This window comes from Actinophytocola sp. (genome assembly GCF_035634895.1).
GTDB lineage: Bacteria > Actinomycetota > Actinomycetes > Mycobacteriales > Pseudonocardiaceae > Actinophytocola.
Map to the genome: position 1 here is coordinate 43,423 of NZ_DASQCC010000209.1, position 14,359 is coordinate 57,781.

General features: G+C 67.7%; 11 protein-coding genes. 6 read left to right on the forward strand and 5 right to left on the reverse strand.

Annotated features, from left to right (window positions below; translation table 11 throughout):
* The first annotated feature begins 96 nt into the window (after positions 1-96).
* Positions 97-1,176, forward strand: a complete 1,080-nt coding sequence (locus VET29_RS31350) for a LuxR family transcriptional regulator (RefSeq protein ID WP_324927345.1) — start codon at positions 97-99, stop codon at positions 1,174-1,176.
* Positions 1,177-1,232: 56 nt separating this feature from the next.
* On the opposite strand, the gene VET29_RS31355 is transcribed toward VET29_RS31350, so the two are convergent.
* A complete protein-coding gene (locus VET29_RS31355) occupies positions 1,233-2,099 on the reverse strand; it encodes a 3,4-dioxygenase subunit beta (RefSeq protein WP_324927349.1) in 867 nt (288 codons plus the stop codon).
* A gap of 202 nt (positions 2,100-2,301) precedes the next feature.
* On the opposite strand from VET29_RS31355, the gene VET29_RS31360 reads away from it, so the two are divergent.
* On the forward strand, positions 2,302-4,785 hold the full coding sequence (locus VET29_RS31360; protein WP_324927351.1) for a hypothetical protein: 2,484 nt from the start codon (positions 2,302-2,304) through the stop codon (positions 4,783-4,785).
* Here VET29_RS31360 and VET29_RS31365 read toward each other — a convergent pair.
* Positions 4,782-5,387: a DUF4406 domain-containing protein gene (locus VET29_RS31365; RefSeq protein ID WP_324927353.1), complete on the reverse strand. Its 606-nt coding sequence runs from the start codon at positions 5,385-5,387 to the stop codon at positions 4,782-4,784. The genes VET29_RS31360 and VET29_RS31365 overlap by 4 nt on opposite strands.
* Before the next feature lie 134 nt (positions 5,388-5,521).
* Here VET29_RS31365 and VET29_RS31370 point away from each other — a divergent pair, with 134 nt between their 5' ends.
* Complete coding sequence (locus VET29_RS31370) at positions 5,522-6,148, forward strand: hypothetical protein (RefSeq protein ID WP_324927356.1); 627 nt, start codon at positions 5,522-5,524, stop codon at positions 6,146-6,148.
* Between the two features lies 1 nt (position 6,149).
* Here the strand turns inward: VET29_RS31370 and VET29_RS31375 are convergent, their stop codons facing one another.
* Genes VET29_RS31375 through VET29_RS31385 form a run of 3 tightly spaced genes read right to left on the reverse strand, consistent with a single transcriptional unit; the run spans position 6,150 to position 8,596 of the window.
* Positions 6,150-7,505, reverse strand: coding sequence for a coproporphyrinogen-III oxidase family protein (locus VET29_RS31375; protein ID WP_324927358.1), 1,356 nt, complete (start codon positions 7,503-7,505; stop codon positions 6,150-6,152).
* A gap of 12 nt (positions 7,506-7,517) precedes the next feature.
* Positions 7,518-7,979 (reverse strand): NUDIX hydrolase, encoded by a 462-nt coding sequence (locus tag VET29_RS31380; protein WP_324927360.1) that lies wholly within the window; start codon positions 7,977-7,979, stop codon positions 7,518-7,520.
* The gene (locus VET29_RS31385) at positions 7,976-8,596 is read right to left on the reverse strand and encodes an AAA family ATPase (RefSeq protein ID WP_324927362.1); all 621 of its coding nucleotides are present in this window, start codon (positions 8,594-8,596) and stop codon (positions 7,976-7,978) included. The genes VET29_RS31380 and VET29_RS31385 overlap by 4 nt, the downstream gene beginning before the upstream one ends.
* 166 nt (positions 8,597-8,762) lie before the next feature.
* Between VET29_RS31385 and VET29_RS31390 the strand changes: the two genes are divergently transcribed.
* From VET29_RS31390 to VET29_RS31400, 3 genes are all read left to right on the forward strand, one after another.
* Positions 8,763-11,771 (forward strand): AfsR/SARP family transcriptional regulator, encoded by a 3,009-nt coding sequence (locus tag VET29_RS31390; protein ID WP_324927364.1) that lies wholly within the window; start codon positions 8,763-8,765, stop codon positions 11,769-11,771.
* A gap of 704 nt (positions 11,772-12,475) precedes the next feature.
* A complete protein-coding gene (locus VET29_RS31395; RefSeq protein ID WP_324927366.1) occupies positions 12,476-13,333 on the forward strand; it encodes a hypothetical protein in 858 nt (285 codons plus the stop codon).
* The coding region (locus VET29_RS31400) for an AMP-binding protein (RefSeq protein ID WP_324927368.1) at positions 13,330-14,359 on the forward strand (1,030 nt) is incomplete at its 3' end. The genes VET29_RS31395 and VET29_RS31400, both read left to right, overlap by 4 nt.

Sequence of the window (14,359 nt, forward strand, 5' to 3'; positions counted from 1 at the left end):
ACGGCCTGGTTACGTGCACAACCAGAGTACGCGGTCGTCGGGCACGTTGGCAGGCTTGACGATCTGGTGGCTTTGTGCAGGCTTCGCCAGCCGGACGTGGCGCTGGTCGATGTGGGGACGGGGCACGCCGACATGGCGTGGCTACGTGACTGCACGGCGCTGACGACGGTCGTGGTCGTCTACGAGCGGTTGTCCGGCGCCGACCTCGGCGACCTGTGCCGGGTCGGCGTCGACACGCTCCTCCCCTGCTCGCACGGGCTCGACGCGCTTCTGGTGGTACTACGCAGGTATCTGACCAGCGGCCGGGACACGACCGTGGCGGGACAGGACGGCTTCACCGAGCTGGAGAGGCAGATCATCACGCTCGTGGGCGCCGGGCACACCGTGCACCAGATCGCGCAGCTGCTGGAGGTCAGCACGTCGTCGGTGGCCAACACGAAGCGGCGTATCTACCGCAAGCTCGAGGTCGGCAGCCAGGGCCAGGCGATGGCCCGGGCGACCGCGCTCGGCATCGTCGCCCGGGCGCCGCACCATTTGCCGGCCGACAGCTGCCCGAGCGCCACGTTGCCGGTCGTGCTGCGCGGCACGACCGGCGCGGCGCGCCAGCAGGTGACGAGCGCGTTGCTGGCCGGTGGTCTGGCGGTGAGCCCCGACATGCCGCTGACCGGGTCCCTCACGGTGCTGGTGGACCCACTGCCCGAGGACTGGCCGTCGACCGGAGTTCCCGTGGTGCTGGTACGAAGCGAGCCGCCACCACGGTCGGAGGTGATGACGGCGTTGCTGCGCGGGGCATGCGTGGTGATGTCCGCCGAGAGGGTCGCCACCGACCTGGTGCCGGCGTGCACGCTGGCCGCCCACGGTTACGTCACGGTCGAGGCCGAGGCCGCCCGGGCGGTTCTCGAGGCGCTCCAGGCGCCGTCGGCCGGACTGCCCGAGCTGACGTCACGGGAGCTGGACATCCTGCGGCTCATCGCCGGCGGCAACACGGTGCGGCAGACGGCACGGGCACTGGGAATCGCGGCGAAGACGGTGGAGAACACGCAGTCCCGGCTGTACCGGAAGTTGGGCGCCCGCAACCGTTCCGGGGCGTTGGTGGCCGCGCACGCGTTGGGGTTGTTGGAACTGATTCCGGAACAGGCGCTGGGTCCACCGAGCGGTTTCGTACCCCGTCCGTAGGCCGCGAATGCCGAAGTCGCCCGGTCCTTTTCCTGGTGTCATCGGGTGTCTGGCGGTCAACCGGTCGTGTCGAAGGCGACGTCGAGGGTGACGGTGTAGCCGCTCGCGACGTCGCCGGTCACCGTGCCGAGCTGTGAGACACCGCCGTCGTCGCCGAAGACGTCGTCGCCGAAGACGTTGTCGGAGTCGAGACTGACCCGGGAGAGGTTGGTGACGGACCGCGCGTACCCGTCCTCGGCGTAGACCGTCGCGCAGACGTCCCCCGGCAGCGCGACCTGCGAGGTCGCGATGGCCCTGGCGGGGTCGGTGATGTCGGCTTGGCCGGGATAGACCTCGAAGTGGATGTGCGGCCAACGCCCGGCATAACAGGCCGGGAAGATGCTGGTGTAGGGGACTTTGCCGGCGGCGTCGGCGATCTGGACGCCCCGGAGGTAGTTCTCGTCCCTGACGGCGTCGGAGTACATCGAGTAGCCGCCGTCACGGTCGCAGTGCCAGACGTAGACGGCGACTCCCGCGAACGCCGACCCACCACCTGCGAGGTCGGCGACGGTGAGCTCCAGGGTCATCGGCACATCGCCGGCCACCCCACCGGCACCGCCGAAACTGGCGCGAATGTCACTGCGCACGATCCCGCTCTGTTCCAGCACGTCCGGCCCCGTTGAAGCCGTCACCATCTCCCCGACCGTGGCCTGGTTCGCCGCCGTCGTGGTCGCCGCCGTCGTGGTCGCGGCCGTCCCACCCGGCTCCGCGGTGGAACACGTGGCAACGCCGGCCGCAGCCGCCCCGATCCCAAGAACCCGCAGGACCCGCCGCCGGCTCAGAATGGTCCCGACATCGAACCCCAGTCCCTGGTCAACGATTTCCTCATCGGACCGGACAAGGACCCGGCCCTGGTAGCCCGGCACGTTCTGGTCGCGCTCCATCAGTCCTCCGGCAACATCGGACCACCAACCCGAAAACCAGGGATGATCTCCGCACGCTACCCGGACATCGCCCTTGCCGTCCCTGGGAGACGGCTCGGTCGGCAAACTGGGAGCATCCATGTTCGGTTCACAACCAGTCCACGCCATGACCCCATCGTGGCATCAGTATGCGAATCCGGATGACCGCGACGAGGATGGAGTGGTGGACGAATTCGGGAACTCCCACCACAGCAATGTGGGCCGACAGGGTCCCGCGGTCCACCGAACCGTGCTCGTGGTCGACGTCGAGCACTTCGGCGCCCACGACCGGACCAATCCGCACCGCATCGAGGTGCGTGACGGCCTCTATCGTGCACTGGAGGACGCACTCGCGCGAGTTGGCATCACTTTCACGGACTGTCACCGCGAGGTTGTCGGTGATGGTGTGCTCGTGCTCATTCCTGCCGACGTCGCGAAGAGTCTGCTCGTCGAGCGCCTACCGCGCACGCTGGCGGCCGCCCTACGCGACCACAACGACACGCACGACGATGGTGCGCGAATCAGGCTACGCATGGCGATACACGCCGGCGAGGTTCACTACGACAACTACGGTGTCGTAGGCGTCGCGGTCAACTTCGCCCACCGGCTCATCAACTCGCCTGCCCTGAAGGAGGCACTCGCCGCGTCCTCCGGCACGCTGGCGCTCGTCGCCTCAGACTGGTTCTTCACCGAGGTGGTCCGGCACAGCCCGGGCAGCGACCCCGCTGGGTACCGGAGAATCCGCGTCACCGAGAAGGAAACCGACACCATCGCGTGGCTCCACCTGCCAGATGGCGCCGAAAACCACGCACCACGTCCAGCACAGCGGGACATCGACCCTGCCAGGGCGCTGTCTCCCGAAGCTCTCTGGGCGGCGTCCGAACGGTCCGTACAACGGCTTGGTGCCCGTCGCACGGCCTATCCGTTGGATCTGAGTATCGCGGAACTGCACAACCGCGGCCTCTACGTCCCGGCCACCTTCTCCACCCTCGACCGCAACGCCACGGCGGTCGGCGTCGCACATCTCGCAGACCAGGTCCAGAGCGGGTCGTCGTTGCTGATCCTCGGCGAGCCGGGCAGCGGCAAGAGCGTGGCGTCGTACGCGCTCCTGAGCCGTCTCCGACAGCACATCCCGGCGATCACGGCACGTGCTTCCAAACTGCGCGACGCCCTTGGGTATCCGACGCCGGGAAGCGACCTCGCCGATGCCCTGCGCGGCACGTTGTCCGATGACGGGACCCGCCCGGTCCTCGTTGTCGACGGTCTTGACGAGACCCTCGACGAGTTCGAGTCGGCCGCCGATCTGTCGGAGCTGCTGGCTCAACTGTCCGACCGCTTCTCGATCATCGTGACGTGTCGGCGCCGGGAGTTCGAGGACAATCTCGCGGCGTCGGTCGACAGCGGCGCCTTCGACGCGATCTACTCGATCGACACCTGGACCGTTCGCGGACAGTTCACCGAGTTCGTCCAGCGACTGGTCACGGCCGGCTTTCTCGAGTCGGCCGAACTGCTCGGCGTCATCGCGCGATCACCCGACCTGGAGCGTATGGTCGCGCGTCCGTTGTACGCGCGTATGCTCACGTTCCTCGGCCAGGAAGGGCTGCCGGCTGTCACCGATGTCTCGTCCCTCTACGCCGAGTACATCGACAAACTCGCGGTGGCGAGTGACACCGCGCTGGCCGGCGCAGGATGCCGCATGCGTGCGAGGTCAGGAGAGATCTGGACCGACGCGGCCTGGCACATCTTCAGTAGCGGTCTTCTGACCGAAGACCGGTTCGACCTTCAGCCCGTGACGACACATTTGGAAGGTACGTTCGATGAGCGGGCTCCATGCCTGTCAAGGGCACTGAGCCAGATCTGCGACCAGTGGCGCACTGGCGGTCGTGTCCGCGGCCGTTTTGTGCACTATTCGTTCTTCGAGTACCTGGTGAGCCGCTACTACGTCGAGCAGCTGCACGACTCGACGCCCGCCACGGCCGACCGTCTGGCGAAGTGCCTCAGCGTCGATCCCTCCCCGGAGATCCGCCATTTCCTCGTCGCCGAACTACGGGAGCACCAGGCTTCTGGCTTGGTGGACTCGTTGGTCCGCGCCTACCTCCAGATGCGGACGGCCGCGGCTCGCACCACGACTGCCCGCACGATGTGCAACCTCATCGCATACCTGCTCTCCAGGGCGGCCAAGAACGGACGCGAACCCCTGCACCGGCTGCTCGAAGAGGAGGAGGACATGTTCCTGCAGCAGTCGCTGTTGTGGGGACTGTGCCACCTGGGCGATCGCGACGCACTCGCGAGATTCGTACGGGAAAGCAGGCGATCGGCGGAATGGCGGGCATGGAACCGCGGCTACGTCATGTACTACTACGGCGACATCGACCGACGAGTGCCGCCTCCCTACAACGATGAAAGGCGGCGAAGCTGGGGGCGCACCCGTGAACGAACGATAGACATGATGTCGGAGCCCGACTACCTGCACGCGGTTGCACCTCAGCGTCGGTTTCTGGACCTTTACCTGTTGTACGACTACGCCATATGGCGCGAGGAGACACTGTCCACAGAAGACGCCCACATCGCGGCCGCCATGCTCGACGTGCTGTGGCACGAGCCGAGCATCGAAGGCTCGTTCCTGCACGAATTGCAGGCCATGCACGCGGTGGCTTGTCCAGCCTAGGCCAGAGCGGTGGCTGGCGCGTGGACGACGTCCGGCATCAGCGTCTGTGCGGCTCTGCGGGGGATCCCCAAACCGCACATGCTTGGCACGACACCATCGATCAGCGCCATGATCTCATCGGCGTCGAGCGGATCGCCGACGCCGTCCTCAATGCGGAGGCCCTGCTCGATGGCCTGCATCGCCTCGATGCGGGCGCCTCGGCTGTACTGCCAGCCATCCGCGAGCACGAGGTGACCGACGTGTGACTTGATGATCCTGCCGCACAATGCGTCGTAGTCGTGCTGTGTGAGCCCCTTGAGTTCGAAGGTCGCCGGGTTGATCACCAGCCTGCCGGCGTGTCGGGATCGCGCCGACGTGACCGATTTCGCCGCGTCGGCCTTGTTCGGTTCGAGTACCTCGCGTCGCCACCGGTCGGCATGCTGGTTTCTTACGTCCTCGCGGTCGTAGAGACGCAATTCCGCCATGAGCGCGAGCTCCCGGCGACCGGAGCTGACCGGACACGCGACGTAGATCGCGTCGCGGAGTTGAATTGCCTCGAATGCCTGCAGGGCTGCTTCCAATGCGAGCTGTCTGTGCACCGCTGGGTTCTCCCCTCTGGCCATGTGGTCCCCACCCTCCCACGACCTGTCCACTCCTCGGTGCTGCGACACTCCATCTTAACGAGCAGAATGGGCTTATCTTGCACGGATGGGTTACGCCAGGTTGGTCAACACATCGTGGGGGGACGTGTCGGCTCGTGACTGGTAAAGGTAGGCTCGGCACGTGGATCAGCGTTGACGGTGTCGAGGGCACGGGCAAGACCACCATTGCCACGCATCTGGCTCAGATTCTTCCCGTCGAGCCGGCGCCGGAGTTCTCGGACTCCGTGTTCGGGAGTGCCCTTCGCGGCGCGGTGGCAGCCAGTCCGCACTACATCTCGTCAAGTCCGCTCGGTCAGTCGCTGGTCTTTCTCGCCGACTTCCTCGAAGTTCACGCGTCGAGCGTAGCGCCACGCCTCGATCTGGGTGTGTCCGTCGTCAGTGACCGAGGCTATCTCAGCAAATATTCCTATCAGGAAGTCGTCCTGTCCAACACCTTGGGCCCCATGCCGACACGCCGTCTGCTGGACGAGATATTCGCACACCTACCCTCGCCGTCGTTGACGATTCATCTCACCGCACCGGAAAGCTGCCTGTACGAGCGACTCCTGTCCCGCGACGGACACTGTGATCCGGCACGCCTGGCCTTCATCGCGCGGGCAGCGGCGGCCAACAAGGCGCACCTCGCACGGACCCATGTACTGCACGCCGTGACGATCGACACGAACCAGCGACTCGACGACGTACTCCGTGAGGTCACCGACGTGGTCCGACGCCGACTCTGAATCACTCGGAATAGTCGAACCATCGAACTCGTTCCCGCACTTCCGGGCTGAAGAGCGACTGAGCGATCAGATCCCGGTATTTCACCCCGTTGTCCGTGAGCGCGACCCGACTCGGCCCGATATCGCACAGACCAAGTTCCTGGAGCGCCGCGAACTCGTCCGAGAAGATGTCTACCGGATCCCCGCCGGTCATGTCCGTGAACCAGGCGCGATCCATCGACACGAGGTTCAGTATCGCCGCCTTGCGGCGCCGTTCCTCCGGCGTCATCACATATCCACTGGTGACCGGTGAGCCACCCTCGTCGACACGCCGGAGATAGTCGCGAAGTGGTCGTGTGCGGGACCGTACCGAATACCCGTTGCGAAGATCGACATCCCACAGGTAGCTGCGGGCGCCCGCGCCGAGGCCGAGCACGTTGCGCAGAGACCAGTGGTTGACCTTTTGCACATAGCCACCGCCGTCGCGAACCCAACGTACGTGATTCTCCCGCCGGTATCCCGCGGACCTCAGAGTCTCGTCCGCGATGTCATACCGGCGGTAGAGCATCGCGCCATCCACCTCGGCGTAGCCGCGACGGCTGTACCCGGTGAACGGCCGCAGGGTGAGCGCGTAGGCGCACACCGTCGGCGGCCCGACGGCCGCCACCTGACTCACGGATCGACGCCAGCGCTCATCTGTCTGACCTTCCAGGCCGTAGATGAGGTCGACGCAGACGTTGTCGAAGCCGACACCGAGCGCCTGCTCCAGCAACTCGATTCCGGCTTCGGCAGGCCGCTCGCGCCCGAAATGCACCACCTCATCCCGCACCATCGACTGGTACCCCAGGTTGATGCGGTTGATACCCGCCCCGCGGATGTCTCGCAGCTTCCGAACGTCTACGGTCGCCGGGTCGACCTCCAACGCCGTTTCAGGCGGAACGACATCAGGGTTCACGGCGAACAGCAGCAGGATCGACGTGACCAACCGCTCGAGCTGTCCGGCGCTCAGTATCGACGGAGTTCCCCCACCCAGGTAGAGGGTCTGGACCGACTTGGGGTCGATGAGGTCGGCGTATCTGGCCGCCTCCGCCAGCACCGCGTCCACGTAACCGTCAAGATCCCGACGGCTACCGCTCACCGCGTACAGGTTGCAGAAACTACATATCTGTCGACAGAACGGCACATGGATGTAGAGATTCAGATCATGAAAGTGCGCGAGCGAACTGGATACGAGGTCCTGCAGCCGCCGCGCGTCATCATCGACAAACGAGCGATACGCCTGCCTCGGTGGGTACATGTAGACGTAGTCACCATGAACCTGTCGGGCGATCAGCCCGGCAAGCGCCGCCGACGAGGTTCGCTCGGTAACTATCTCCATGATGCCTCACAGCTATATATTTATGCGCCCACCATCGAGTTCTTCCACGAAGTTCCGTGCATTGGGAGACAACTCATCGGTCATCGCCTTCAGATCGGCGATCTTCAGAAACTCGCAACGATCATGTATATTCCGCTCCCGAACACGGGGTGTGCCGCTGGCTATGGTCGCCAGAAACCAGGTGTACACCATTATGTAACCATCCTGGACAAAAATTCCCTTGCCGAGCTCCCGTTCCAGATTGACCTCCACCCCGGTCTCCTCACGAAGCTCACGCGTGGCAGTCTCCGACTCATCCTCGCCAGGATCCAGCTTTCCGCCGGGAATTTCCCAATGCTTCCGCTTAGGCGTGTTTCGGTGCAGCAGCAGAACTCGGTCTTGATCGTCCTTTATTACACATCCCGCCAGTCTGATTGATGGCCACAAAGCCGATCCTCCACTCCAAGCCGATAATAGCGGAGCATCGTAGCTCATGGAAGACCGGCCGGCGCGGCCAAGCGGCTGGTGATTCCATGAACCAGCAGGTCGTGAAACACCTTGATCCCCCGCCTGGCTGACACCACGGTGGGCTCCCGGATCAACGCGGAGTTGTCCAGAACAAGGTCGAAAGGTGACCTGTCGCGGCGAATATCGGTGCCGAGCAGCGGATTTAGTCTGACCGCAGTGGACTCATCTTTACGATCTATCAGTTGCCGGCAGGCCGATATGGACAGATACGGTCCCTGCGGTTCCTGTGAAACACGGGCCTTGCGTGCCCTGGAATTTCCGTCGGACTCGATGAAGATTCGCAGACATCGCGGCGTCTGGTCGAGCCAGGCGGCGGACCACGAGTCGAAGACGGTGCGGTCTCGCCGGCGCAACTCCACCTTGAGATGTTCGTTCAGGTCCCGGTCGACCGGCCCCTGGTCCCGGCGCATCTCCACATCATCGAACCTGGTTGCCCATAGCGTGTTCGTCTCGTCGTGCTCGACGCGAAGGCGGTCGAGCATGAGACTGCTCGCCGACACGTAGTCGTACCCCAGCCACTTCGCTATCAGGAGCGCGTGTGTTGTCTTACCGGCGGCCGTCAGACCAGACACGATGACGTTCACAAGCATCATAAGTAGCCGGACAACCCACCGTCTGGTAACCCGAACCTCGAATTTCCCAGAACATACCCGCGAGGAGGCTTTTCGAGACGGACTCGGGGACCGATGATCCAGAGGGGTTCTGTGTGGCCAGGGACAATCACATCAAGTCGGGGACTGGGGTGGCAACGTGCTACGGCTTCTCGGTCCGATCGAGGTCGTCGCCGGGGGGCGGTCGTTGGACGTCGGTGGGCCTCGGCAGCGGACGGTGCTCGCGATGCTCGGCCTCAACGTCGAGCGGGTGACCTCCTTCGACGCGTTGATCGCCGCGGTGTGGGGGGACGATCCGCCGGAGACGGCGCGTGGGCAGATCCAGGTGTGCATCTCCGGGCTCCGCAAGCTTCTCGCCGAGGCCGGCCATCCGGAGTCCATCAGGACCGTCTCGCCCGGGTACCGGCTCGAACTCGGCGCCGAGGACATCGACACCTCGCAGTTCACCCGCCTGGTCGCCACGGCCGAGGAGGCCGCGGGGCACGGCGACACCGCCGACGCGGTCGCGGGGCTGCACGCCGCGCTCGCGCTCTGGCGTGGGCCAGCACTCGCCGGGCTCGACAGTGAGCTGGTCCGCCGCGGCGCGACGGCTCTCGACGAGCGGCGGCTCACGGCCATCGAGGAGCGGATCCGGCTCGACCTCCAGCTCGGCCAGCACCAGCAGCTCGTGTCCGAGCTGCACGCCCTGGTCGGCGAACACCCCCTGCGCGAGCGCCTCCACGAACTGCTCATGATCGCGCTCTATCGCTCCGGGCGCCCCGCCGAGGCGCTCACCGCCTACCGGCACGCCCGTGACGTCCTCATCGAGGAGATCGGCGTCGAGCCCGGTCAGGAGCTGCGTGACCTGGAGCTGGCCATCCTCAACCGGGACCCGGCGCTGAAGCTCGACCGGACCCCGCGGAGCGAGCACCAGCCGGGGCGAGGCGCGGCCACGGAACCGAGCATCGTCGCCACCGTGCCCAAGCAGATGCCGGCCAGCATCGCCGACTTCACCGGCCGGCAGACCGAGGTCGCGGGCATCGTCGCCATCCTCACCGAGCAGGCGGCCGGTTACGCGGTGCCGGTCGTCGCGGTGTCCGGGCGGGGCGGGGTGGGCAAGTCGAGCCTCGCGGTCAGGGTCGCGCACGAGGTCGCCGCGCGCTTTCCCGACGGGCAGCTCTACGCCGACCTCCGCGAGAGCGACGGCGACCCGGCCGCCCAGCTCGCCCGGTTCCTCCGTGCCCTCGGCATCGCCGGGCGGGCCGTGCCGGAGACGCTGGACGAGCGGGCCGCGCTGTACCGCAGCACGCTCGCCGGCAAGCGCGTGCTCGTCGTGCTCGACGACGTCACCGCCGAGGAGCAGGCACTGCCGCTGCTGCCCGGCAGCCCCGGCTGCGCGGTGATCACGACCAGCCAGGTCCGGCTCGGCAACCTGCCCGGCGCGTACCACGTCGACCTCGACCCGCTCGACACCGCGACGGCGCTCGCGCTGCTCAACCGGATCGTCGGCGACCGGCGGGTGCGTGCCGAGGAGGCCGACGCCGAGGAGCTGGTCAGCCTCTGCGAGGGGCTGCCGCTCGCACTGCGCATCGGCGGCGCGCGGCTCGCGTCCCGGCCGAGCTGGCGGATCAGCGGGCTCGTGCACCGCCTCCGCGACGAGGGCCGCCGCCTCGACGAGCTGTCCCACCGCAGTTGGACCCTGCGTTCCAGCATCGCGCTGACCTGCGAGAACCTGCGTGCCGACGCGCGTCGGCTGTTCCGGCTGCTCGCGCTCGTCGACATGCCGGAGCTGCACGCGTGGACGGCCGCCGCCCTGCTCGACACCGGCCTCGCCGACGCCGAGGACGTGCTCGAGAGCCTGGTCGACGCGCGGCTGCTCGACGCCGTCGAGTACCCGGAGGCGCGGCGCGTGCGGTACCGGCTGCACAACCTCGTCCGGGTGTACGCCAAGGAGTTGCCGACCACCCCGTTCGAGCGCGACGCCGCACTGCGGCGGATGTTCGGCGGCTGGCTGACGCTGGTCGACGCGGCGCACCGCGCGGAGTACGGCGGCGACTACACGGTCGTCCACAGCTCCGCGGCGCGCTGGTGCCCGTCCGACGCCGACCCCGCGCTGTACATCGGCACCGCCCTGACCTGGTGGGACGCGGAGCGCACGGCACTGGTCGCCGCCGTGCGGCAGGCGGCGCGGACCGGGTTCGTCGCGCAGTGCTGGGACCTCGCGCTGACGTGCGTGACGTTGTTCGAGGTGAAGGGCTACTTCGACGACTGGAAGGCGGTCACCCTGCTCGCCCACGACGTGTCGGCGCGGGCAGGCGACCACAACGGCGTCGGCGCGATGCGGTACTCGATGGGGACGTGGTGCATGTTCCAGGCGCGGCTGGCCGAGGCCGACCAGTGCTTCGCCGACGCCGTGGACGCGTTCGCCCTGGCGGGAAACGAGCACGGCGGCGCATTGGCGTTGCGCAACGCCGCGCATGTGGACGGCCTCTGCGGGCGCCACGACGCGATGCTGACGAAGTACGACATCGCGCTGGCGACGATGCGCGCGGTGGGCGACCGGATCGGGGAGGCGCACATCCTGCGCAACCAGGCGCGGCACTGGCTGGACGGCGGCGACGTGGAGCGGGCGCGGGGGTTGCTGGACGACGCGCTGGTGATCTGCCGGGAGGAGGGGTGCCGGCGGGCGGAGGCGCAGGCCGTCCACACGCTCGCGGAGCTGCACCTGACCGCCGGAGAGTTCGACCGGGCGCGGGAGGCACTGCATTCGGTGCTGCGGATCGTGCGCGCGTCGAGCGACAAGATCGGCGAGACGCACGCGTTGTACGCGTTGGGGGTGCTGCGCCGGCGGGAGGGACGGCTGGAGAACGCCTCGACGACGTTGGTGCACGCGTTGGAGCTGGCGGAACACGTACACGAACGGATGGTGGAGGCGAAGGCCCACCACACGATCGGGGAAATCCGGCTGACCCGAGGTGACTACGCGGACGCGGCGACCCACCTCGAAGCCGCGCGGGTGTTGTTCGTCGAGCTGAAGTCGGGCGTGTGGGAGGAGAAGACGTTGGACCTGCTCGCGAAGGCCCGCGGGCGCCTCGCCGGCGACCACGCTCCCGCTGAGCAGACACCCCACCCTGGCGACACCCATCCGACCGATCACCGGGCCGCCTGACCACCACCCGGACGGCACCGCCACCCCCACTCAAACCGTTCACCGCCAACAGACTCACGATCGAACCGGCGCGGCCCGCCCTCCCTTTCCTTGCGTCCGTGGGAACATCTCGCCCTTCCCGCGGACGGCACCGCCACCCACTCAACCCTTCACCGCCACCAGAATCACGATCAAACCGGCGGCCCGATCTCCCCTTCCCTGCGTCCGCGGGAACTTCTCGCCTTTGCCTGGACGGCACCGCCACCCAGCTCCAACCCTTGAGCCAACAAAGTCACGATCGAACCGGCCACGGCCTGCCCCCTCTCCTTGCGCCTGTGGGAACTTCTCACCTTCCCTCCCCCGGGCCTCGCCGACCCAGACCAGATAACCGGACATCCATATAGCGACTAGAGGATTCTGCTTCGCAGGCAAAGGTGAGGAGCTGCTGGGCGAACGCGGCCACGGCCGCCGCGACGGCGACCGGACCGGCGGTGATAGATCGCCGCGAAGGCGCCACCGTCGACCGACACCAAGAGACCGACGCCGCGAGATCAACACTGCGAGATCGACGTTCCCGGGGAACGAGGGAGTCGCGGCTTCTCGGTTGCTTCCCTTCGCCTTCGCGGCGAGTTGCCCGCGCCGAGAAACGTTTGAGAAGCCGACCAGAAGCGGGTCCCCGCATCGTTGGTCTCGTCGGTGGAACGACGACCAACGAGGACTCCCGAATGAGCACCCTGCTGCGACTGCGTGCCCACGAGCTGCCCGAGGCGCTCGCCGGCTCCAACGCGCCGCGGGCCGTGGTCGACGAGCTCCTCTGGCGTGAGATCGCCACCGCGAACCCGGTCCTCTGTGGTCGCCACGTCGGCGGTTGGCAGCTCCACGGCGACGTCGGCGACGACCTCGCCCTCCTCTACGGCGAGCGCAGCGACTCCGGACTCCTCCTCCCCGCCGCCGGGCTGAAGGCGGTCAGGGGCGCCGCGCTCACCGCGGCCGCCGCCCAGCTCTTCGTCTCGCCACGGGTCGTCACCGTCTCCGTGCTCGGGTCCGGACTCGCCGCTCGGCTGCACATCACCGCGCTCGCCAACCACGTCCCCGGTGTCAGCCACGTCGCCGTCCACGGGCCGCGCCGGCTGCCGAGCAACCTCGCCGAGCAGCTCGACGACGCGGGGATCGGCCTCACCGTCGCCGAATGCGGTGCCGAGGCGGTCTTCGGCGCCAACCTCGTCGTGCTCGCTGGACCGCAGCCCCGGGCGAACTGGCGGCTCCCGACCGGCGCGGTCGTCATCAACGCCACCGGGCAGGCCGTGCCGCTCGAGGCGACCGTCGACCAGGTGTTCGTCGACGACCGGCGGCTGCTGCCGAGCAGCGCGCGCGGCGCCGCGGACCTCGGCCAGGTGCTCGCCGGCACCCACCCCGGCCGCGAGGCCCACGACGACGTCCTGCTCGTCGACCTGCTCGGCGTCGGCGCCGGCGGCGTCTGGCTCACCCACCAGCTCTACCAGTCCGCGCTGCGGCACGGGCTCGGCGTGCCGGCCGGCGCGCTGCCAGCGACCGACGGCTACCAAGGAGGCGCGTGGTCATGACGGAAACCCTTGCGGGCGCAGTGAACCGGCTCGCCAGGAGCCAGCCGGCGGCGCCGGCGCTCATCTGGCAGGACACCGTGGTCAGCTACGGCGAGCTGGCCCAGGGCATGCGTGCCGCGGCCGCCGGGGTGGCGACGCTCCCGGCCGGTCCCATCGGCGTCAACGCCAAGAAGTCCGCACGAGCGGTGACGTTCGTGCTCGGTTGCCTGGCCGCCGGCCGGACGGTCGTGCTCCCCTCCCCCACGCTGCCGCCCGAGACCCTCGACGCGCTGTTCGAGCGGGCGGGCGCGGGCGCCGTCGTCGACGCGGACGGCCTGGCACGCTTCACGGACGGCGACGCCGAACCGTCCGAAGTGGACGTCCCGTTCATGCTCACCACGTCCGGCTCGACCGGGGTGCCGAAGCTCGTTCCCCTGCCGGCACAGGGAATCGAGCGGTTCACGCGGTGGGTCCACGACGAGTTCGACGTCGGTCCGGGCCGGCGCGTGCTCAACTACGCGCCGCTCAACTTCGACCTGTGCCTGTTCGAGATCTGGGCGACGCTGCGGCACGGCGGCTGCGCCGTGCTCGTCGACCCGGAGATCGCGGCCGACTGCGACACGCTGCTCGCGTTCCTCGAAGAGACACAGCCGCACGTCGTCCAGGCCGTGCCGCTGTTCTACCAGCTTCTCACGGAAGCGGCCGGCGGCACGCACACGCTGCCGTCGGTCGCGCACGTGATCTTCACCGGGGACGCCATGAACCCCCACCGGCTTCCCCCGTTGCGGGACCTGTTCCCCCACTCCCGCTTCCACAACATCTACGGCTGCACCGAGACCAACGACAGCTTCCGCTACGAGCTCGACCCCACCGACGAGCGACGGGAGACGCTCCCGCTGGGTGAGCCGCTGCCCGGCGTGCGGGCGGACCTGGTGGCGGACGGGGAGATCCTGACCGGCCCCGGCGTCGGCGAGCTGGTCGTGCGCACACCCTTCCAGTCCTCCGGGTACCACAACAACCCGTCCGCCGCGTTCGGCCCGCATCCGG